This window comes from Streptomyces sp. G7(2002), from assembly GCF_028870195.1.
Lineage (GTDB): Bacteria > Actinomycetota > Actinomycetes > Streptomycetales > Streptomycetaceae > Streptomyces > Streptomyces nigrescens.
In genome coordinates this window covers 6,810,405-6,831,058 of record NZ_CP102609.1, presented here as the reverse complement: position 1 = coordinate 6,831,058, position 20,654 = coordinate 6,810,405, and the positions used below count along the sequence as shown (strand labels likewise).

Annotated in this window: 17 protein-coding genes; 4 read left to right on the top strand and 13 right to left on the bottom strand. The window is 70.9% G+C overall.

The window, feature by feature from the left end:
* Positions 1-181 precede the first annotated feature (181 nt).
* Both NUT86_RS29190 and NUT86_RS29185 read left to right on the top strand, forming a co-directional pair.
* Entirely contained in the window at positions 182-1,666 is a 1,485-nt protein-coding gene (locus NUT86_RS29190; protein ID WP_274738369.1) for a purine-cytosine permease family protein, read from the top strand.
* 97 nt (positions 1,667-1,763) lie between these two features.
* Positions 1,764-2,747 (top strand): LLM class flavin-dependent oxidoreductase, encoded by a 984-nt coding sequence (locus NUT86_RS29185; RefSeq protein ID WP_274738367.1) that lies wholly within the window; start codon positions 1,764-1,766, stop codon positions 2,745-2,747.
* Positions 2,748-2,998: 251 nt separating this feature from the next.
* On the opposite strand, the gene NUT86_RS29180 is transcribed toward NUT86_RS29185, so the two are convergent.
* The 4 genes from NUT86_RS29180 to NUT86_RS29165 all read right to left on the bottom strand — a co-directional run bounded on the left by NUT86_RS29180 (position 2,999) and on the right by NUT86_RS29165 (position 9,768).
* Positions 2,999-4,417, bottom strand: coding sequence for a sugar porter family MFS transporter (locus NUT86_RS29180; protein ID WP_159485975.1), 1,419 nt, complete (start codon positions 4,415-4,417; stop codon positions 2,999-3,001).
* Between the two features lie 302 nt (positions 4,418-4,719).
* Positions 4,720-8,601, bottom strand: a complete 3,882-nt coding sequence (locus NUT86_RS29175; RefSeq protein WP_274738365.1) for an AAA family ATPase — start codon at positions 8,599-8,601, stop codon at positions 4,720-4,722.
* Between the two features lie 299 nt (positions 8,602-8,900).
* Positions 8,901-9,104, bottom strand: coding sequence for a hypothetical protein (locus tag NUT86_RS29170; protein ID WP_006602857.1), 204 nt, complete (start codon positions 9,102-9,104; stop codon positions 8,901-8,903).
* Between the two features lie 382 nt (positions 9,105-9,486).
* Positions 9,487-9,768, bottom strand: a complete 282-nt coding sequence (locus NUT86_RS29165; RefSeq protein WP_274738363.1) for an acylphosphatase — start codon at positions 9,766-9,768, stop codon at positions 9,487-9,489.
* Between the two features lie 132 nt (positions 9,769-9,900).
* On the opposite strand from NUT86_RS29165, the gene NUT86_RS29160 reads away from it, so the two are divergent.
* Complete coding sequence (locus NUT86_RS29160) at positions 9,901-10,830, top strand: CAP domain-containing protein (protein WP_446750788.1); 930 nt, start codon at positions 9,901-9,903, stop codon at positions 10,828-10,830.
* A gap of 127 nt (positions 10,831-10,957) precedes the next feature.
* Here the strand turns inward: NUT86_RS29160 and NUT86_RS29155 are convergent, their stop codons facing one another.
* Positions 10,958-11,548, bottom strand: a complete 591-nt coding sequence (locus NUT86_RS29155; RefSeq protein ID WP_274740660.1) for a flavodoxin family protein — start codon at positions 11,546-11,548, stop codon at positions 10,958-10,960.
* A gap of 152 nt (positions 11,549-11,700) precedes the next feature.
* Here NUT86_RS29155 and NUT86_RS29150 point away from each other — a divergent pair, with 152 nt between their 5' ends.
* Complete coding sequence (locus NUT86_RS29150; protein WP_093647092.1) at positions 11,701-12,126, top strand: winged helix-turn-helix transcriptional regulator; 426 nt, start codon at positions 11,701-11,703, stop codon at positions 12,124-12,126.
* 15 nt (positions 12,127-12,141) lie between these two features.
* Here NUT86_RS29150 and mutM read toward each other — a convergent pair whose 3' ends face one another.
* From mutM to NUT86_RS29110, 8 genes are all read right to left on the bottom strand, one after another.
* The gene (gene mutM / locus NUT86_RS29145) at positions 12,142-13,068 is read right to left on the bottom strand and encodes a bifunctional DNA-formamidopyrimidine glycosylase/DNA-(apurinic or apyrimidinic site) lyase (RefSeq protein ID WP_266445356.1); all 927 of its coding nucleotides are present in this window, start codon (positions 13,066-13,068) and stop codon (positions 12,142-12,144) included.
* A 93-nt stretch (positions 13,069-13,161) separates the two neighbouring features.
* A complete protein-coding gene (gene rnc / locus NUT86_RS29140) occupies positions 13,162-14,001 on the bottom strand; it encodes a ribonuclease III (protein ID WP_018087171.1) in 840 nt (279 codons plus the stop codon).
* Positions 14,002-14,020: 19 nt separating this feature from the next.
* On the bottom strand, positions 14,021-14,194 hold the full coding sequence (gene rpmF / locus NUT86_RS29135) for a 50S ribosomal protein L32 (protein WP_003951102.1): 174 nt from the start codon (positions 14,192-14,194) through the stop codon (positions 14,021-14,023).
* Positions 14,195-14,196: 2 nt separating this feature from the next.
* Positions 14,197-14,796 carry a YceD family protein gene (locus tag NUT86_RS29130; protein ID WP_018087172.1) on the bottom strand — a complete coding sequence of 200 codons (600 nt, stop codon included), beginning with the start codon at positions 14,794-14,796 and terminating at the stop codon, positions 14,197-14,199.
* A 200-nt stretch (positions 14,797-14,996) separates the two neighbouring features.
* Complete coding sequence (locus NUT86_RS29125; RefSeq protein WP_274738332.1) at positions 14,997-16,169, bottom strand: ATP synthase F0 subunit B; 1,173 nt, start codon at positions 16,167-16,169, stop codon at positions 14,997-14,999.
* 130 nt (positions 16,170-16,299) lie between these two features.
* Positions 16,300-16,812, bottom strand: coding sequence for a pantetheine-phosphate adenylyltransferase (coaD, locus tag NUT86_RS29120; protein WP_026169199.1), 513 nt, complete (start codon positions 16,810-16,812; stop codon positions 16,300-16,302).
* On the bottom strand, positions 16,809-17,408 hold the full coding sequence (gene rsmD, locus NUT86_RS29115) for a 16S rRNA (guanine(966)-N(2))-methyltransferase RsmD (RefSeq protein ID WP_018087175.1): 600 nt from the start codon (positions 17,406-17,408) through the stop codon (positions 16,809-16,811). Before rsmD ends, coaD begins: the two co-directional genes overlap by 4 nt.
* A gap of 196 nt (positions 17,409-17,604) precedes the next feature.
* Positions 17,605-20,649, bottom strand: coding sequence for a helicase-related protein (locus NUT86_RS29110; protein WP_274738329.1), 3,045 nt, complete (start codon positions 20,647-20,649; stop codon positions 17,605-17,607).
* Positions 20,650-20,654: the final 5 nt, after the last annotated feature.

Sequence of the window (20,654 nt, the reverse complement as noted above, 5' to 3'; positions counted from 1 at the left end):
TTCCTCGTCGTGGGGTCCAACAGTGCGTACCGGCACAAGTTGGATCAAAGTACGATGGTCGACGGCCGCGCAACGCGCGTAGAGTCCTGGCAATCAATTCTGGCCAGGCATCACAGCCGCTGCCTGCACCCCCTCCCCCGTGGGGGTGCGTCCAGATCCCCGCACGGAGATACCTGCACCAATGGGCACCACGTCCTCCACTTCCGCTCCCGCACCCGAGGGCGCCGTCGAGACCCGCGGCATCGAACCCGTCCCCGACAACGAACGCCAGGGTCGCGTCCGCGAGCTCTTCCCGACCTGGGTCGCCGCCAACATCAGCGTGTTGTTGCTCACCATGGGCGCCTCGCTCGTGGTCAACAACGGGCTGAACTTCTGGCAGGTCCTGCTGGTGGCCGCGATCGCCGCGGCCGTCGCCTTCGGCATGGTGGGCGTGCTGTCGGTCTCGGGCAAGTGGGGCGGTGCGCCCGGCGCGATGCTCTCCCGGGCCGCCTTCGGCGTCCGCGGCAACTACTTCCCCGGCGCGATCCTGTGGGTCGCCCGCTTCGGCTGGGAAACGATCAACGCGGTCACCGGTGCCTACGCGGTGCTGACCGTGCTGCATCTGCTGCTGGGCGTCGAGAGCAACAACGTCCTCGTCGTCGTCACCCTGCTCGCCTTCGTGGCTGTCACGTATCTGGTGAGCGGTCTGGGCCGCAAGGCGCTGAACGTCTGCAACAAGTACTCGACGTATCTGTTCGGCCTGTTCAGCATCATGGTGCTGGTCTACCTGGTCGCCACGATGGACTGGGACGCCGTCTTCGCCAAGAAGGCCGGCACCACCGCCATGGTGATCGCGGGCATCGGCACCATCGCGGCCGGCGGTATCAGCTGGGTGCCCACCGGCCCCGACTTCGCGCGGTACCTCCCGCACTCCGCGTCCGGCAAGAAGATCGTCGGCGCCACCGTCTCCGGCGCGGCCCTGGTGCTGCTGCCGATGGTGCTGATGGGCGGCGTGATGGCCGTTTCCAGCCCGAAGCTGGCCGGCCAGAACACCGACCCGATGTCGTTCCTCGGCAGCATCCTGCCGTCCTGGCTCGCGGTGCCGTACCTGATCACCGCGCTGGTCGGCATGGTGCTGATCAACAGCCTGTCGATGTACTCCGCGGGCTTCACCGCCCAGACCATGGGCGTCAAGCTGCCGCGTGCCCTCGCGGTCAGCATCAACGCCGTCATCAGCCTGGTCGGCGGCCTGTTCATGATGCTGGTGGCCAAGGACTTCATCGGCCAGTTCATCGCCTTCCTGACGCTGCTCGCGGTCTCCTTCTCCGCCTGGATCGGCGTCTACGGCATCGACATGGCCCGGCGGCGCAAGCTGGCGGTGCGCTATGACGCCGACAGCCTGATGAACACCGACCGCACCAGCCGCTACTGGTACGTCGGCGGCTTCTGCTGGCAGGCCATGACCGCCTGGGGCGTGGCGCTCGTCGCGGGCCTGTGCTTCACCAAGGTCCAGTGGTTCACCGGCCCGTTGGCCACCACCTGGATCGGCGAGAACGGCCTGGGCTGGGCGGCCACGATCGCGATCGCCGCGCTGGTCTTCGCCGTACTGCCGTCGCCGAAGGAAACCGCCCCGGCGGCCGGAACGGACGAGGCGTCCGAGGCCCGGCAGCCGGTCGAGGTGGGCTGACCCGCCCCCCGGCCGACCGGATCCCGCCTCTAGTGATCTGACGCAACGTCAGCTAACGTCCCCTTCGCCAACCGCCTTGGCGAAGGGGACATTTGCGATGATGTCGGTTCTGCGGATCAACCTCGTCGACCCCGCACCCACACCCGCCACGCTGTCCGCGCGCTACCGTGCCGCCGTCGAGATGGCGGCGTTCGCCGACGACCGCGGCTTCACCACGGTCCAGACCGAGGAGCACCACGCCACCACCAACGGCTGGATGCCCTCCCCGCTCACCTTCGCCGGCGCCGTCTTCGGCGCCACCCGCCGGATCGGTGTCACCGTCTCCGCGATGATCACCCCGCTGCACGATCCGCTGCGGCTGGCCGAGGACCTCGCCTCGCTCGATCTGCTCGGCGGCGGCCGGCTGGTCACGGTCGCCGGCCTCGGCTACCGGCCCGAGGAGTACGCGGCGCACGGCAAGGACTGGCGGGGCCGGGGCCCGCTCCAGGACGAGGTGCTTCAGACCCTGCTGTCCGCCTGGACCGGCGAACCGTTCACGTACCAGGGGCGTACGGTCCAGGTCACCCCGCGCCCGTACACCCAGCCGCATCCGCTGCTGCTGATCGGCGGCAGTTCACGGGCCGCGGCCCGGCGCGCGGCCCGTCTGGGGCTCCCCTTCTTCCCCAGTGCCCACCTCCCCGCACTGGAGGCCTACTACCACGAGCAGCGCGCCGCCTTCGGCACCGACGGGTGGGTGATGCAGCCGCCCGAGCGGACCGCGCTCCTCCACCTCGCCGAGGATCCGGACCGCGCCTGGGCCGAGTACGGCGGCCATCTGCTGCACGAGGCCCGGATGTACGCCTCCTGGCAGTCCGCCGGTAGCCGCTCCGCGGTGCGCTCGTCCGCACAGGACGTCGGGGCGCTGCGCGAGGAGGGCGTCTACCGCATCGTCACCCCCGACGAATGCCTCCGGCTCGCCCGGCGGACGGGCGACGGGGGCGCGTTGATCCTCCATCCGCTGTGCGGCGGAATGCCCGTCGACGAGGGCTGGCGCTCGCTCCATCTGTTCGCCGAGCAGGTGCTGCCCCGCCTCAAGGGCTGACGGGTTCAAGGGCCGACAGACCTCAAGGACTGACGGGCCTCAGCCTTCCGGGTGGAAGACGAAGAGCCTGCCGGCAGGCGGACGGCGGGCCGGACCGCCGTGGCATGCCCCGCCCCACGGCCCCCGCATCGCGTGCCGCCGCCGGCACGCCCGGTCCCGGCCGGCAACTCGGGCACAAAAAAGGGGTACTGCCCGGGGTCCCTGATGACCCGGGGCAGTACCCAGTGCTGAGGAGAAGGACTGGCGGGGGGTTAGCCCATCTCCTCCAACGCCTTGCCCTTCGTCTCCTTCACGAACTTGAGCACGAAGGGGATCGAGAGCAGGGCGAAGACTGCGTAGATGACGTACGTACCCGAGAGGTTCCAGTCGGACAGGCTCGGGAAGCTGGCCGTGATGGCCCAGTTGGCGATCCACTGCGCCGAGGCGGCGACGCCCAGCGCGGCGGCACGGATCTTGTTCGGGAACATCTCGCCGAGGAAGACCCAGACCACGACGCCCCAGGAGAGGGCGAAGAAGAGCACGAAGACGTGGGCGGCGATCAGCGCCACGGTGCCTTCGGTGGGCGGCAGGGTGCCGGCCGCGGTCTTGGCGGAGAAGGCCCATGCCTCCAGGGCGAGCGAGACGGCCATACCGGCCGAGCCGATCAGCGCCAGCGGACGGCGGCCGATCCTGTCGACGAAGACCATCGCGATCACGGTGCCGATGATGTTGATGATCGACGTCGTGAAGCTGTAGAAGAACGAGGCGCTCGGGTCGATGCCGACGGACTGCCACAGCGCCGAGGAGTAGTAGAACGCGACGTTGATGCCGACCAGCTGCTGGAAGACCGACAGGCCGATACCGACCCAGACGATCGGCAGGAAGCCCATCTTGCTGCCGAGCAGGTCCTTGAACGACGACTTGTGCTCGCGGCGCATCGCGTCCTGGATCTCGGTGACCCGGGTGTCGAGGTTCACGGTGTGGCCCTCGACCTCGGTGAGCACCTCCTTGGCGCGGGAGACCTTCCCGACGGAGATCAGGTAGCGCGGCGACTCGGGGATCGCGAAGGAGAGCAGACCGTAGAGGACGGCCGGGACGACCATCACGCCGAGCATCCACTGCCAGGCCTCCAGGCCGGCGAGGGTGCCGCGCTGGTTGCCGTCGGCGAGGTTGAGGATGCCCCAGTTGACGAGCTGGGAGATGGCGATACCGACGACGATCGCGGCCTGCTGGAACGAGCCGAGGCGGCCGCGGTAGGCGGACGGCGAGACCTCGGCGATGTAGGCCGGGCCGATGACCGAGGCCATACCGATGGCGAAGCCACCGATGATCCGCCAGAAGGCGAGGTCCCAGAGGGAGAACGGCAGAGCGGAGCCGACGGCGCTGATGGTGAACAGCACCGAGGCGATCTGCATCACCCGGATGCGGCCGATGCGGTCCGCGATCCGGCCCGCGGTGGCGGCGCCGACGGCACAGCCGATCAGCGCGACGGCGATCACCTGGGCGAGGACGGCGGACCCGACGTCATAGCGGCTGCGGATCGCCTCGACGGCGCCGTTGATGACGGAACTGTCGTAGCCGAAGAGAAAGCCGCCCATCGCGGCAGCCGCGGTGATGAAGATGACATGGCCGAGATGGTCGGGATGGGCCTTACGGCCTTCCGGAACCGTCGGCTGCGCGGTGCTGGTCAACGTGAACTCCAGTGGCCCGGCTGCGCTGCCGGGCGTAGGGGGCTGGCCCTTCTAGTGGTGCATAGGTTGGGGGTACCCACCACTTGAAGGTAAAAGCAACGTTGCAGAGACTATGCCTTCAAGTTTCGAAGTCAATAGGGCGTAATGAATTTGTTTCTCGGACGCCTTGGGGGCCGTTCGTTCAAGTTGTGAACTGATGGGGTATCGGACACTCCGGGCGATCAACAGCGGGGCCGAGTGCGGACGCCATGCCCGCCGGCACCGGCCCGCGGCCGCCGCGGAAACCCGCCGCGCGAGCGCGGTCAGTGCAGTCGCTGGCTGATGACCTTCGAGACGCCGTCACCTTGCATCGATACCCCGTAGAGCGCGTCCGCGACCTCCATCGTCCGCTTCTGATGCGTGATCACAATCAGCTGGGAACTCTCCTGGAGTTCCTCCATGATCCGGATCAGCCGCTGGAGATTGGTGTCGTCCAGCGCGGCCTCCACCTCGTCCATCACGTAGAACGGGCTGGGCCGCGCCTTGAAGATCGACACCAGCAGCGCCACCGCGGTCAGCGACCGCTCACCGCCCGACAGCAGCGACAGCCGCTTGACCTTCTTCCCGGGCGGACGCGCCTCCACGTCCACCCCCGTCGACAGCATGTCGTCCGGATCGGTGAGCACCAGCCGCCCCTCACCGCCCGGGAAGAGCCGCGCGAAGACGCCCTCGAACTCGCGCGCGGTGTCGTGGTACGCCTCGGTGAAGACCTGCTCGACCCGCTCGTCGACCTCCTTGACCACCTGCATCAGGTCGGCCCGGGTCTTCTTCAAGTCTTCAAGCTGTTCGCTCAGGAACTGGTGCCGCTCCTCCAGTGCCGCGAACTCTTCCAGCGCCAGCGGGTTCACCTTCCCGAGCTGCTGATACGCCCGCTCGGCGGCCTTGAGCCGCTTCTCCTGATCGGCCCGTACATAGGGCACCGGCTGGTTGCGCGGATGCTCCGGATCGTCCGGCAGCACCTCGCCCTCGGCGGGCGGCGACGGCGGTACCAGCTGTTCGGGGCCGTACTCGGCCATCAGCCCGGTCGGCTCCACCCCCAGCTCCTCCAGCGCCTTGGTCTCCAGCTGCTCGATCCGCAGCCGTTTCTCCGCGCCCAGCACCTCACCGCGGTGCATCGAGTCCGTCAGCTTGTCCAGCTCGGACTTCAGCTCCCGGCCCTGGTTGCGCTCGGCCACCAGGGCCTGTTCCCGTCCGGCCTTGGCCCGCTCCGCGGCGCCCCGCTCCTCCTCGGCCCGTACGGCCGACACCTCGACATGCGCCAGCAGCTGCCGGGCACCGGCCGCGACCGCCCCGGCCACCGCCGTCTCGTGCCGCAGCCGGGCGCGCCGCCGCTCGGCCCGCGCCCGCGCCTCGCGCTCCGCCCGCGCTCCCCGGTCCAGTGAGTCCGCCCGCCCGGCGAGCGCCTTCACCCGCTCCTCGTGCGTACGCGCCTGGAGCCGGGCCTCCATCTCGGTCTGCCGCGCATTGGCACCGTCGGCCGCCAGCCGGTCCCGTACGGAGGTGTCGGGCTCCTCATCGCCGACGCCCGGCTCCTCCTGTGCCACCGCGAGGCGCTCGGCCAGCTCCTCGGCCTCCTCGGTGGCCCGCAGCAGCGCCTCCTCGGCCTTGGCCGCCGCCGCGTCGCAGCGCTCGGCCTCGCCCGCGGCCGCCCGCGCCTGTCCGCCGAGCCGGCCCAGGTCCCCGGCGACCTTCGACTTCTCCCGGTCCGCCGCCCGCCGCCGCTCGGCCAGCTCCTCGACCAGCTCGGCGCCCGCCGTACGGCGTTCCGCCGCGGCCCGCTGTGCCTGTGCCAGCTCCTCGCAGCGCGCCGCCAGTTCCTCCAGCTCGGCCGCGGCCTCGTCGACGGACGCCTGCACCTCCAGCAGGCTCGGCGCACCGGCGGAACCCCCCTGCGCGAAATGCGCCCCGAGCAGATCGCCCGCACCGGTCACGGCCATCAGCTCCGGCCGCGCGGCCACCAGCTCCTCGGCGTCCTCCAGCGTCCCGACCACCACGACATCCCGCAGCAGCCGGGCCACGGCGGCCGTCAAATCCCCGGGTCCCCGGACCAGTTCCGCCGCCGGTACGGGCTCCGCACGCGGCCCGGGGACACGGTGCCCGGCCGGACCGGGCACCCCCGGCGCCCCGGCCGCCCCCGCACGGACGCCCACCACGGCCCCCTCAGCCGCTCCAGCGAACCCTTCACCCCCACCGGTCCCACGAACCTCACCAGCCCCCTGAGACACGGTGGCTCCAACAGCCCCGACAGCCCCAGCAGCCTGACTCCCCGCCGACACCCCAGCAGCCCTGACAGCCCCAACCACCTCACTCCCCGCCGACACTCCAGCCGCCTCAACAGCCCCAACGGCTTCCTCAGCTCCCCCGCCCTCCGTGGCCTCCACGGCCCGTGCGGGCGCAGGCACCCTTCCCGTCCCGCTCCGGCCCCCGCTTCCCCCCAGCACCATCGCCGCCCGCCCCGCGTCCTCCTTGCGCAGCAGCCGGATGGCCTCGGCGGCGGTGGCCGGGCCGGTGACGGCGACGGCGTCCGCAGCCGCGCCGAGCGCCGCCGCCACCGGGATCTCGAAGCCGGGGGTGACGGTCAGCAGTTCCGCCGCCGGCCCGAGCAGTCCGGTCAGGCGGTCCGCGGCGGCCAGCAGCGCACCGGTACCGTCCTTGCGGCGCAGCCCGAGCGCCAGCGCGTCATGCCGTGCGGCGGTCGCGGCCCGCTCGCGCTCGGCCGCGGTCAGCGCCTCGCGGGCGGCGGTCAGCGCGGTCTCCGTCTCCGCCAGCTCCCGGCGGGCCGCCTCGTGCCGCTCCGCGATCTCCTCGTCGTCCGCGTCCAGCCCGTCGACCTCGGCCTTGAGCTGCTCGTACTCCTCCTGGGCGGTGTCCGCCCGGCGCCGGGCGGCGTCCCTGGCCTCGGCGAGCCGGCCGATCTCCGCCTGCGCCGAGGCGGCCCGGCCACGGGCGGCGGTGACCTGGCCGCTCAGCCGGGCCAGGCCCTCGCGCCGGTCGGCGATGGCGCGGGCCACGTCCCGCAGCCGCCGCTCCTCGTCCGCCAACTGCCGCTCCAGCCCGGCACGGTGTTCGACGGTGTCCTCCAGCGCCCGGCTCGCCGCCTCCAGCGCGGCCGTCAACTCCGCCTCCTGCTCGCGGATCCGGGCCGCTTCCCGCTCCATGTCCTCGGGGTCGCGCCCGTGCCGCTCCTCCGGCGGGGCCGCCGTGGCGCTCTTGACCCGCGCCTCGGCCAGCGAGATCGTGCCGCGCACCCGCTCCGCGAGCTGCGACAGCTCGTACCACGTCTGCTGCGCGCGCTGCACCCGCGGCGTCAGCGTACGGACCTCCTCCTCCAGCGCCGCCTCGCGCTGCTGGGCGGTGCGCAGCCGGTCCTCGGCGGCCTGCTTGCGTTCCTTGAGCGCCGCCTCGTCCGCGATCTCGGCCTCCAGCGCCCGGCGCAGGGTGACGAGATCGTCGGCGAGCAGCCGCAGCCGGGCGTCGCGCAGGTCCGCCTGGATGACGGCGGCGCGCCGGGCGACCGCGGCCTGCCGCCCCAGCGGCTTGAGCTGGCGCCGCAGCTCATCGGTCAGATCCTGGACCCGGGCGAGATTGGCCTTCATCGCCTCCAGCTTCCGCAGCGCCTTCTCCTTGCGCTTGCGGTGCTTGAGGACGCCGGCCGCCTCCTCGATGAAGGCGCGGCGCCCCATCGGGTCGGCATGCAGCACGGAGTCGAGCTGGCCCTGCCCGACGATGACATGCATCTCCCGGCCGATACCGGAATCGGAGAGCAGTTCCTGGATGTCCAGCAGCCGGCAGGTGTCACCGTTGATCTGGTACTCGCTGCCGCCATTGCGGAACATGATCCGGGTGAGGGTGACTTCGGCGTACTCGATCGGCAGTGCACCGTCGGAGTTGTCGATGGTGAGTGAGACCTCGGCGCGGCCGAGCGGCAGCCGCCCGGTCGTCCCGGCGAAGATGACGTCCTCCATCTTCCCGCCGCGCAGCGACTTGGCGCCCTGCTCGCCCATGACCCAGGACAGCGCGTCCACGACATTGGACTTGCCGGAGCCGTTGGGACCCACGACGCAGGTGATGCCCGGCTCGAAGCGCAGCGTCGTGGCGGAGGCGAAGGACTTGAAACCTCGCAGGGTCAGACTCTTGAGATGCACGCCTTTGGACTCTACCGGCCGCTCCTCGGCGGGTGACCCCAACATTCCGGGGCGCCCCGGCCCCGTACGGCCCCCGGGTATACCGCGCCGTTCATTTTCGGTTTCATTGCCGAAAGTGCAGGGCACATCATGCGGTAAGGGAGGGCCGGTAAGGCTGAAGTGAGCACGTGGTTCGGGGGAAAGCCGCAGGAAGAAGAGCCGGGAAACGACGAAGGGACGCCGAAGCGTCCCTTGCAGATCTTGAAGAGAGCGGTGCCTCAAGCGGCTGGCGAGCAGCCCTACCGGCCCTGGGGTTGGGGTCAGGTGAGCGCGGGCTCCGCCTGGGGTACGTCGATGTCGAGCATCGAGTCGTCGCGACGTGCGGCAGCGGACAGCATGTCGTTTTCGGCCTGCATCCGAATAAGCTCGGATTCAAGGTCTTGGACGCGCTGCTGAAGCCGTCGCATCTCGGAGAGGACTCGGGGGTCGGAGCCGCCGACGTAACCGAGAAGCGCCTTTGCCATGATGGATGGTCCTCCACAATGAGTGACCGACCGAAGCGGTGTGGGTCGTGAGGGATTCGCACCCGCGGTGCTTGTCATTCTCTGGTGTACTCAATGCCAAACAGCTAAGGTGCGCGGGGATTCCAGAGTCTCACCAAACGGTTTGACGGTCAACACGATCACACCCCGTATCCTCGGGCACCTGAGAGTGCGCGGCCGCGAGGGCGCTGCGCCGACTCCCCAGAAAGGTCCCGCGGGGGCGTGGAGATCATCCGTACAGCGGCAGCCTTGCACGGGTCGGCCGAGTTGGCAACCACCAGGCCTTATCTCCCGTAAGCAGCTGACAAAGACACATCCGCAAGATCGCCTTTGACGGCCGTTCGGACCGTTCCGGCGGGTCGGATCAGCGGATCTCGAAGCCGCCATAACCCCCGCGGGGCGTGTCCCAGATCTCAGTGACTCCGTCGACCCGCCCGGGCGTGTCTCCGGTGCGGAGCCAGTCGAGCAACTGGTCGCAGTGATCCTTCGGGCCCTCGGCGACCACCTGGACGCGGCCGTCACCGAGATTGACGGCAAATCCGGCGAGTTCGCCGATGCGAAGAGCGTTGGCCCGGGTGAACCAGCGGAACCCGACACCCTGGACCTGACCACGTACCCACGCGGTCACTCGGACAGCTTCATTCATGTGTGCACGCTAACCGGCCAATTGCTCAGTGGTCACTTCTGCCCCTTGCGCCATGGCGTACAGTCCCCCGACAGCGAGGCTCACTCTTATGGGTGAGCCATGTTGACGCTGAGGACGGAAGGAAGACAGCGGATGGGCCGCCATCGACGCTCTGCTCCCCATGCTCCCGAGGCCCCCGGTGCGGGGCCTGTTGACGCTCCGACGGCTGCCCGGCCCGGCGCGCCGGACACCACGCGGCACCGTGGGCATCGCGCGGCGCGCGGCCGCGGTATGACCCCCGTTCGCACCGGACTGCTCGGCGCCTCGGCGGCGGTGGCGATGGGAGCCGTGGCGGTCGCCTCCGGACTGATCCCCGGCAACGGCCAGTTCGACGGGGGCCCGGGCGACCAGGGCGACCGCGTCCGGGCGGGTGCGCTGCCGGAGGCCTCCCGGCCGCTGGGCGGCATCTCCGCGTCCCCGACCGACCGCGGCACGGACGAGGTGAGCCGCGGCAGTGCCCGCCCCAAGGCCCCCGGCACCGGCCATGCCTCCGCCGTCACCACCCCTTCGGCGTCCCCCTCACCGCAGCGGCCGTCCAAATCCCCCACCGGGAAGACCGGTTCGCACCGGTCCGCCAAGCCCGCCGACCGCCCGTCCTCGGCCTCGCCCGAGCGCACCGCGGCAGCGTCGAAAACCCCCGACGCCCAGTCGTCCGCGGAGGCCCAGGTCCTGTCCTTGGTCAATCAGGAGCGCGCCCAGGCCGGCTGCTCCCCCGTGACGGCGGACAAGGAATTGGCCGGTCTCGCACAGGATTTCAGTGACGACATGGCCCGGCGCGACTTCTTCGACCACACCGACCCGGACGGCGACACGCCCTGGGACCGCGCCCGTGACGCGGGCATCGACGACCTCGGCGGCGAGAACATAGCCCGCGGCCAGGCCAACGCCCAGTCCGTCATGGACTCCTGGATGAACAGCCCCGGCCACCGCGCCAACATCCTCAACTGCGAGTACAAGACCCTCGGTGTCGGCGCCCACTTCGGGTCGGGCGGCCCGTGGTGGACGCAGGACTTCGGCTTCTGAGGCAGCCCGTCCGGCGGTGACACCGCCGCACCCGGATGAACGCCCGCGCCGCCCCGTGACGGATCGCGGGGCGGCGCGGGCGTTCCGCGTACCGGGGACCGGAGGCCTGTGGCCCGTAGTACGCCGGTCAGGCGGCGAGGGCGGCGCGGCCCGCGACGACGATGCGGGCCTGCTCGGTGATACGGCGTCCGAGGTGCTCGGCGGTGGCGATATCGGCCTTGTGGACCCCCTCGGCGCCCTGGTCGTTGGGGGACTGGGCTGCGGCACCCAGGAAGAAGCCCAGCCGGTTCAGATCGTTCTCGGACGTGGTGGAGGAGTTCCAGCCGGGGAGCAGGTTGAGGCTGACCCAGCTCATGCCGTGCTGGGCGGCGAGCACCGTGAAGAACTGCAGGGTGTGCAGCTTGTCGCCGCTCTTGGAGGCGGAGTTGGTGAAGCCGGCGGCGAGCTTGTCCTGCCAGGCGCGGGTCGCCCAGCGCTTGGCGCTCGCCTCGGCGAAGGTGTGGAAGGCGCCGGAGGCCGTCCCCATGTAGGTCGGCGAGCCGAAGACGATCGCGTCGGAGGCGTCGAGCTGCTCCCACTGGGCTTCGGTGATCTCGTCGACCTTGATCAGGTGAACGGTGGCACCGGCCTCGACGGCGGCGGCGCGTACGGCCTCGGCCAGTACGGCGGTGTGGCCGAAGCCGGAGTGGTACGCGAGCGAGACGACGGGGGCGGGCAGGGCAGGCGTGGTCACGGCGGTTCTCCTCAAGGTCACGGCATCCCGGGACGGTCGGTGCCCGGGAACGCCGGGCTGCGATGAGGAAAAGAGAAGCACTAACTTTTAGAAAGCGCAACCTAATGGTTAGCGCTGCGCGAGGGTATGGTGTGCCTATGGCGACCGAAACCACCGGCGAGACGGCCGAGGAGCCCACCCCCGGCTGTACGGACGGCCTGGCCTACGACGTCTTCGGGCGCGACTGCCCGTCCCGCGACGCGCTCCGGCACATCACCGACCGATGGGGCAGCCTGACGCTCGGCGCCCTGCTCGACGGGACCTTCCGCTTCAACGAACTGCGGCGCCGGGTGGCCGGGGTGAGCGAGAAAATGCTGGCCCAGACCCTGCACGCACTGGAGCGGGACGGACTCGTGCACCGCGAGGCACAGCAGACCAACCCGCCCCGGGTGGATTACGCGCTGACGCCGCTGGGCGACCAGATCGCCCGTCAACTACGGCTGCTGATCGACCTGGTGGAGGACCGGATGCCGCAGGTCCTCCAGGCCCGCGAGCACTACGACGCCCAGCGCACCGCGGAGTGAGCCGCCGGCCCGCGCTCAGGCGCGCGGCGGCCGCTGGCAGCGGGGGCAGAAGTAGCTGGAGCGGTTCATCCAGGGACGGCGGCGGATCGGGGTACCGCAGCGGCGGCAGGGCTCGTCCTCGCGGCCGTAGGCGTCCAGGGAGCGCTCGAAGTAGCCGGACTCACCGTTGACGTTGACATAGAGGCTGTCGAAGCTGGTGCCGCCGACGGCGAGCGCGGCGTTCATCACGTCCCGTACGTGGCCGAGCAGCTCCGCGGTGCGCGGGCGGGTGAAGGTGGCGGTCGGCCGCTCGTAGTGGAGCTTGCTGCGCCACAGCGCCTCGTCCGCGTAGATGTTGCCGACGCCGCTGATCAGCGTCTGGTCGAGCAGCGCGCGCTTGACGGTGGTCCGGCGGCGGCGCAGCGCGTCGTGGAACGCGGCGTCGTCGAAGGCGGGATCGAGCGGGTCCCGGGCGATGTGCGCGATGACGTCGGGCAGGTGGTCGGTGTCGCCGGGGACGGTGTCGTGCAGCGAAAGACCGCCGAAGGTGCGCTGGTCGACGAAGCGGAGTTCGGTGGCCAGATCGTCGGCGAAGCGGATCCGGATCCGCAGGTGCTTCTCCTCGGGGGCGTCCTGCGGCTGGACCAGCAGCTGGCCGCTCATGCCGAGGTGGGCGAGGATCGCCAGCCCGTGGGTGACGGAGGGCGTGACCATCGGGCTGATGCCCTCCGCCGCGGTCTGGGCGGCCGGACCGCCACCGGTCACCGGGAGCCAGAGGTACTTGCCGCGCCGGCGCGCCGTACCGAGGCGCAGCCCCTTGAGCCGGGCCGCGAAATCGGCCGCCCCGGCCGTGTGCCGGCGGATCGCCCGCGGATGCCGCACCTCGACGGCGTCGATCGTGCGGCCGCTGACCCAGCGCTCCAGTCCGCGGCGTACGACCTCGACCTCGGGCAGCTCGGGCACGGAGGGCTCCTTGGGAACGACGGTGGGGCGAAAGACTTCTGACCCCGTCCGGGGCGACGCGCGGCCGCCCCGGACGGGGTCAGAATCGGTGCTTCAGTGTGCCGACGACGAACCGTCGCCGGCGGCCGGAGCCGAGTTCTCCGCTTCCGGCGACACCTCGTCGCCGGAAGCTGCCGCCTTGGCCGCCTCGTCCGCCGCGGCGCGAATCGCACGCCACGCGGACTCGGCCGCCTGCTGCTCGGCTTCCTTCTTGCTGCGGCCGGTGCCGGTGCCGTACGAGACACCACCGACGCGGGCGGCAGCAGTAAAGGTCTTCTCGTGGTCGGGGCCGGTCTCGGTGACCAGGTACTCCGGAACGCCGAGGCCTTCGGTCGCGGTGAGTTCCTGGAGGCTGGTCTTCCAGTCCAGGCCCGCGCCCAGGCTGGAGGACTTCTCGATCAGCGGGTCGAAGAGCCGGTGCACCAGCTCGCCGGCCGCGTCGAGACCCTGGTCGAGATAGACCGCGCCGATCACCGCTTCAAGGGTGTCGGCGAGGATGGAGGCCTTGTCCCGGCCGCCCGTGCCCTCTTCGCCCCGTCCGAGGCGGATGAAGGCGCCGAGGTCGAGGCCGCGGCCCACCTCGGCAAGCGCACGCGAGTTGACCACCGCGGCCCGGAGCTTGGCCAGCTGGCCTTCCGGGAGATCGGGGTGGATGCGGTACAGCGTGTCCGTGACCACCAGGCCGAGCACCGAATCCCCGAGGAATTCGAGCCGCTCGTTGGTGGGCAGACCGCCGTTCTCGTATGCGTACGAGCGGTGCGTCAGCGCACGCACCAGAAGGGCGGACTCGAGCTGGTACCCGAGCCGCCCTTCCAGAAGCGTGTGGGACGAGGCTGTGTCCGCCGGAGTCGGTTCATCCCCGCGTTTGCGGGAAGTCGAGTTGGCGTCTGACATGGAGCCTGTCACCAGCCGCTCAGACCTCGAGGACCTGGCGCTTGTTGTAGGTGCCGCAGCTCGGGCACGCGATGTGCTGCTGCTTCGGCTCGTGGCAGCGCTCGCACGCCACCAGGGTGGGGACCGCAGCCTTCCACTGCGACCGGCGGTGGCGCGTGTTGCTGCGCGACATCTTCCGCTTCGGAACAGCCACGGCTACTTCTCCTGCTTCTCGTCGACGCCCGCTTCGGCGCCGCCCATGTTGTCCTTCTCGCCGTCCTTGACGGTCCCGGCGAGTCCCTGCAGTGCCGCCCAACGGATGTCGACGGCGTCGTGGTGGTGGTCCGGGTCGTCCGCCAGCCGCACTCCGCAATCGGAGCACAGACCGGGGCAGTCGTCCTGGCACACCGGCTGCATCGGCAGTGCAAGCACCACCGCGTCACGCAGCACGGGTTCGAGGTCGAACAGGTCGTCCTCGAGGAAGAGGGTGTCCTCCTCATCCTCGGCGTCGTCGCCGGCGTCCGCCTCGCGGACCCGGGCATCGGCGTCGGGGTAGGTGAACATCTCCTGGAAGTCCGCGTCGAGCTCTCGCTCCAGCGGCTCCAGACACCTTACGCACTCCCCCTTGACGGTTGCACGGCCGGTGCCTGTGACAAGCACCCCGTCCATGACCGATTCCAGGCGGAGGTCGAGCTCGATCGGTGCGCCCTCGGGTACGCCGATGACCTCATTGCCGAGGTCCCGGGGGGCCTCGGCGGAGCGGGAGACCCTCTTGAGCGCACCGGGACGCCGGCCCAGCTCGCGCGTATCGAACACGAGAGGGGAACGGTGGTCGAGGCGGGCGTTGATGGCTTCCTGCTTTCTACGGGGATTGCGTGCCGCCGTATGCCAGAGGTACTGGATTAGGGCAGCAGAGATCGCGGGAATACGCGCGACCGAAGAGCCAGGATACTGGACGGGCCCCGATAGGCCCAATCCGCTACCGGCCCCCGCCCCGGCCCCGCGGGCAGGACCGCCTACTGGCGCCTCTCCTCGTACTGCCGGAGCTGGTCCAGGTCGATCACGCTGGTGTCGAAGAGGCTGGTCTCGTCCAGCGCACCGGGCCGGGCGGCGGGGTCGTGCGGGGCGTGCTGGGGCTGCTGGGGCACCTGCTGCTGGAGATACGCGTGCGGGTCGTAGCCCTGCTGCTGGGCCTGCTGCTGGGCCTGCTGCTGCCAGTCGTAGCCGTACAGATTCTGGTGCTGGGCGTCCTGGGCGTAGGCCGCCTCCTGCGGCTGCTGCTGATAGCCGTAGACGTCCTGCTGCTGCGGGTAGGCCGCGGGGTCGTAGTAGCCCTGCTGCTGAAGCTGGGGCTGGAGGGGCTGCTGGTGCTCCTGAGGCTGCTGGTGCTGGGGCTGCGTCTGGGGCATCGGGGGCACCTGAGGCGGCTGTGGTGCCTGGGGCGGCTGTGGTGCCTGGTCGGCGCCGATGTCCGCCAGGCCGGCGAGGTAGTCGGCGTCGGCCTGCGGATGCCCGGACCGCGGATCGCCCTGCGCCGCCAGGTGGACGGCCAGCTCATCGATCGCCTGGGCGCCCTGGAGCTTGTCGCGGCCCCGGCCGACCGCCTCCAGCGTCTTGGTCAGCACGGCCTGGAACGCCCCGAACTTGGCGTCCACATAGGCATCGGCGCGCTGCCTGAGGGTCTCCGGGTCGCCGCTGCGCTCCGGGGCCTCGGTGTCCTCGTAGCCCTGCTCGTCGAGCCCCGGGCCGCGGCCGAGCAGCTTCTCGCGGCCGCGGTCGACGGACCCGATGGTCTTGGTGAGCACGACCTCGAAGTTGGCGAGCTTGCTGTCCACGTAGTCGTCGGCCTCGGCGCGGATCTCCTCCGCCTCCCGGCGGGCCTCCGCCAGGATCCGGTCCGCCTCCTCCTGGGACTGCCGGGCGACCTCGGTGTCGGAGATCAGCGATCCGCGCTGGGCGTGCGCGGTCTCGATGATCCGCTCCGCTTCCGCCCGCGCCTCCTCGACCATCTGCTCCCGCCCGCCGAGCAGCTCCTGCGCCTGTGCGAGGGAGCCCGGCAGCGCCGCGCGCACCTCCTCCAGCATGGCGAGCAGCTCGGCGCGGTTGACCACGCACGAGGCCGACATGGGCATGGACCGGGCACCGCCGACGGTCGCGACGATGTCGTCGAGCTTCTTCTGCACGTCCACCTTGGACTCGCCACTCTCTGAAGGGTTTTGAACGACGGAACGGGACGACTGTACGTCCACCGGCCCTCCGCCCGACACCACCTGATGCCCCATCAGTCCGGCATCGCGCGGGGTGCGCCGAGTGCGGTGATCAGTCCTTCTTCCGCAGGCGCTCGGTGAGGGCTTCGAGGACGAACGGCGGGACCAGGTGGGAGACATCGCCGCCCCAGGCGGCGACCTCCTTCACGAGGCTGGAGGAGAGGAAGCTGTAGGTCGGATTGGTGGGGACGAAGAGCGTCTCCACCCCGGACAGGCCGTTGTTCATCTGGGCCATCTGCAGCTCGTAGTCGAAGTCGCTGACGGCCCGCAGTCCCTTGACGATCGCGGGGATGTCGCGCTGCTTGCAGAAGTCGACGAGGAGTCCGTGGAAGGCCTCCACCTCCACGTTGCCGTACTCGGCGGTGGCCCGGCGGATGAGGTCGATCCGCTCGTCGACCGTGAACAGCCCCTGCTTGGACTGGTTGATCATCACGGCGACGTGGACGACGTCGTACAGCTTGGAGGCACGGGCGATGATGTCCAGGTGCCCGTTGGTGATGGGGTCGAATGACCCCGGACAGACGGCGCGGCGCAACTCGGTTTCCTCGCTCTCCGATCCGGTCATGACACGCTTGCTGACGTCGATACGGCGGACGCCGAAGCGGCGCGACCGTACCAAAGCGTCCCCTCGCCGTAGCGACGGGCCTTGATCGCTTCGAAACCGTCCGGCCATGGGAACGTGCCGCCTCTGGTGCTGCGCTCCACGGTGACGAGTGCCTGCTCCGCAAGCCACCCCTGACCACGGAGTGTGAGCAGGATCTCGCAGAGTTCCGCGTCGGACACCACGTAGGGCGGGTCCAGGAAGACGATGTCGTACGGCTCCCCCGGTGCGGGGGCGGCGGCGGTCTGCTCGGCCTTGCCGGCCCGGACCTCGACGCCGGGGAGGCCGACCGTACGGACGTTGTCCCGGATGGTGCGCACCGCGCGGGCATCGGCCTCGACCAGCAGGACGTGCGCGGCACCGCGGGAGAGCGCCTCCAGGCCGACCGCACCGGAACCGCCGTACAGATCGAGGACCCGGGCACCGGCCAGCGGTCCGTCGAGCGACTCCCAGGTGGAGAACATGCCCTCGCGCGCCCGGTCGGAGGTGGGGCGGGTGCCGTTTCCCGGTGGTACGGCCAAGCGGCGGCCGCCGGCCGTACCGGCGATCACGCGGGTCATGGGCCCGTCCTTACGTTGCGCGTGGTCGGTGTGCTGAGGGGGAGCCGGGCAGGCTCCGCACCTCCACGATATTCCGTCAGCCGACGGCCGACGTCCGGCCGGAGCTTCCGGGAAGCGCGGTGCACGGTGATCGATCTCACGTGGCGGCGGGCCGCCGGACCCTGCCCGCCGCGCTCCACTCTCGCCGCGGCCTCTCTCACCCCTTGTCCAGATACTGCTCCCGTTCGTCGTCCAGCAGGGCGGACAGGGCGATCCGCAGCTCCGGATATCCGGACAGCTCGGGGTCGGCGGTGACGAGTTCGGTGGCCTCGTCGCGGGCGGCCGCGATCACCTCCTCGTCCTCGATGACCGCGAGCATCCGCAGCGAGGAGCGGACCCCGGACTGCGCCTGGCCGAGGACATCGCCCTCGCGCCGCTGTTCCAGGTCGATACGGGAGAGTTCGAAGCCGTCCAGAGTGCCGGCCACGGCGGCGAGCCGGGCGCGGGCCGGGCTGGCCTCGGGCATCTCGCTGACCAGCAGGCACAGACCGGGCGCGGAGCCACGGCCGACCCGGCCGCGCAGCTGGTGCAGCTGGGAGACGCCGAAGCGGTCCGCGTCCATGATCACCATGGCGGTGGCGTTCGGGACGTTCACCCCGACCTCGATGACGGTCGTCGCGACCAGCACATCCAGCTCGCCGGCGGCGAACCGGCGCATCACGTCGTCCTTGTCGTCCGGCGCCATCCGGCCGTGCAGGACCGCCACCCGCAGGCCGTCGAGCGGGCCGGCGGTGAGCTGCCCGGCGATGTTGAGCACCGCGAGCGGCGGGCGCTTCTCCTCCGCGTCCTCCGGTGAACTCGCCTTGGCCGCCGCGCCCTTGGAGCCTGCCGCGCCCTTCTTCGCCCCCTTGGGCGCGTCCTCCTCGTCGCCGATCCTCGGGCAGACCACATAGCCCTGGTGGCCGGCCGCGACCTCTTCGCGGACCCGCTCCCAGGCGCGCGCGAGGAAGTGCGGCTTGTCCTTGGCGGGCACCACATGGCTGGCGATCGGTGAGCGTCCGGCGGGGAGCTGGTCCAGGACGGAGGTCTCCAGATCGCCGAAGACGGTCATGGCGACCGTGCGCGGGATGGGCGTCGCCGTCATCACCAGCAGATGGGGCGGCTGTTTGCCCTTGCCGCGCAGCGCGTCCCGCTGCTCGACGCCGAACCTGTGCTGTTCGTCGACGACGACCAGCCCCAGGTCGTGGAACTGCACCTTGTCCTCGATCAGGGCATGGGTGCCGACGACGATCCCGGCCTCGCCGGTGACCAGGTCGAGCAGGGCCTGGCGGCGGGCGGCGGCCCCCATGGAGCCGGTCAGCAGCACCACTTTGGTGCCCCGCTCCGCGCCGCCGAGCATCCCGCCCTCGGCCAGCTCCCCCATCATCTCGGTGATCGAGCGGTGGTGCTGCTGGGCCAGGACCTCGGTCGGCGCCAGCATCGCGGCCTGGCCGCCGCTGTCGACCACGCCGAGCATGGCGCGCAGCGCGACCATGGTGTTGTGCGTGACGGTGAAGTGGTCGGTCACATAGGCGTGGCCGGGGTGCCGGACGCTGATGCACTGGACGGGTTTGCGGCCGGCGTACTCGATGACCCGGATGGCGCGCCGGAAGCCGGTGCCGTCCTCCGGGCGGCCGGCGGACCCGCCGGGCACCGCATGCTCACGGCCCGCGTCGCGGAAGGGCGGATACCCGGCCGGCAACGCCACCGAGACGTCGTACGCGCCGTCCCGTACGGGATGGAGCCGGGCCCCGCCGCCCAGGGAACGCACCAGCCAGGCCAGGTCGTCAGCCAGGGGGCCGGCCGCCGCGCGGTACACCGCGGCGCCCCCCGCGCGCATGCCACCGGCGTCCATCAGGCCCTGCACCACGGCCAGCCGGTCCTTGAGCGGGGCGTTGCGGTACGCGGACGGCACCCGGTCCGCCGGGCGGCCGGCGCCGGCCTCGCCCAGCGCCCGCCCCACCTCGTAAGGGTCGAGCGGCCGGGCCTCGCCGCCCTCCAGGTCCACCGGCGTGGCCGGGGCGATGGACCACTTGGGGCGGCCGTCGGCCCGCAGCAGATCCCCCCGCAGTTCACGGGTGGTCAGCACCTGCTCCCCCGTACCGCGGGTCCCGACGATCCACAGATGCTCGTCATCGCACTCGACGGTGCTCCCGTCGGACAGCACGAGGCGCCACACCTCCCGCTCGCCCTGCGGGAAGACGCCGTCCACCACGGCGAGCTCGCCGCTCGGCACCACCACCTCGGTGCCGACGGTCATCTCCCCCATGGGACGGAAACCGCGCGGCGTCAGCACCAGTGCGTCCAGCGGCTGCGCCTTGCCGGAGCCCACCTCGCCCTGGAGGAGGCGGTGCATGGGGTGCTCGGTCGCCAGGTCGTCGAAGATCTCCTGGCTGACCTTCTGCTGGCCTTCGGTGAGGGTGAAGGGCAGCTTGGCGTCGAAGGCGTCGAGGATGCCGCCCTCGGTCAGGGTCCGTGCCACGGCGGGGAGTTGGGTCTCGGCGCGGCGGCGCCGGGCGAGCGCGACCTGGAGGACGAAGGCCTCGTCCCACTTCAGCCGGGCCCGCGCATCGGCGATATCGGCCTTGGTGGCCGGACGGTGGATCTTCAGCAGGGCCTCGGTGAGCGGGACCAGCGCCCGGCCCTCGCGCAGCGATTCCGGCAGCGGGTCGATAGCGTCCCGCGCGCTGGGCAGCACCGCGTCGACCGCCTTGGCGATCTTCCAGGACGCCATCTGCTGGCAGGCCGGGTAGATCGGCATGAGCTGGTTGGCGAAGGCGCTGACGGCGTCCTCCCCGTCGTCGGCCGTGCGGTCGAGGAGCTCGTATTCGGGGTGGGCGAGCTGCAGTTTGCGGTTGAAGACCGAGACCTTGCCGGCGAACATCGCGCGGCGCCCCGGGAGCAGGTCCTTGTGGGGCTTGTGGATGCCCTTGCCGAAGAAGACCAGCCGGAGCCGCCCGCTGCCGTCGGTGAGCGTCACCTCCAGGCGCTGTCCCCGGCCGCCGTTGAACTTCAGCACCCGGGCGTCCGCGACCTGCGCGACGACCGTGACGTGTTCGTCCAGCGGGAGGTCCGCGAGACGGGTCAGCTCACCGCGCTCGGCATAGCGGCGCGGATAGTGGTGCAACAGGTCGCCGACCGTATGCAGGTCGAGATGCTCGGCCAGCACCTTCGCGGTGGTGCCACCGAGGATTTTCTTCAGGGGTTCGTCGAGCGCTGCCACGCATC

Bases quoted from the DNA above. Each gene is read 5' to 3' on its own strand.
- NUT86_RS29190 (WP_274738369.1), top strand. From the start codon at position 182: ATGGGCACCACGTCCTCCACTTCCGCTCCCGCACCCGAGGGCGCCGTC.
- NUT86_RS29185 (WP_274738367.1), top strand. From the start codon at position 1,764: ATGATGTCGGTTCTGCGGATCAACCTCGTCGACCCCGCACCCACACCC.
- NUT86_RS29170 (WP_006602857.1), bottom strand. From the start codon at position 9,104: ATGGCAAAGGCGCTTCTCGGTTACGTCGGCGGCTCCGACCCCCGAGTC.
- NUT86_RS29165 (WP_274738363.1), bottom strand. From the start codon at position 9,768: ATGAATGAAGCTGTCCGAGTGACCGCGTGGGTACGTGGTCAGGTCCAG.
- NUT86_RS29160 (WP_446750788.1), top strand. From the start codon at position 9,901: ATGGGCCGCCATCGACGCTCTGCTCCCCATGCTCCCGAGGCCCCCGGT.
- NUT86_RS29150 (WP_093647092.1), top strand. From the start codon at position 11,701: ATGGCGACCGAAACCACCGGCGAGACGGCCGAGGAGCCCACCCCCGGC.
- rnc (WP_018087171.1), bottom strand. From the start codon at position 14,001: ATGTCAGACGCCAACTCGACTTCCCGCAAACGCGGGGATGAACCGACT.
- coaD (WP_026169199.1), bottom strand. From the start codon at position 16,812: ATGACCGGATCGGAGAGCGAGGAAACCGAGTTGCGCCGCGCCGTCTGT.
- rsmD (WP_018087175.1), bottom strand. From the start codon at position 17,408: ATGACCCGCGTGATCGCCGGTACGGCCGGCGGCCGCCGCTTGGCCGTA.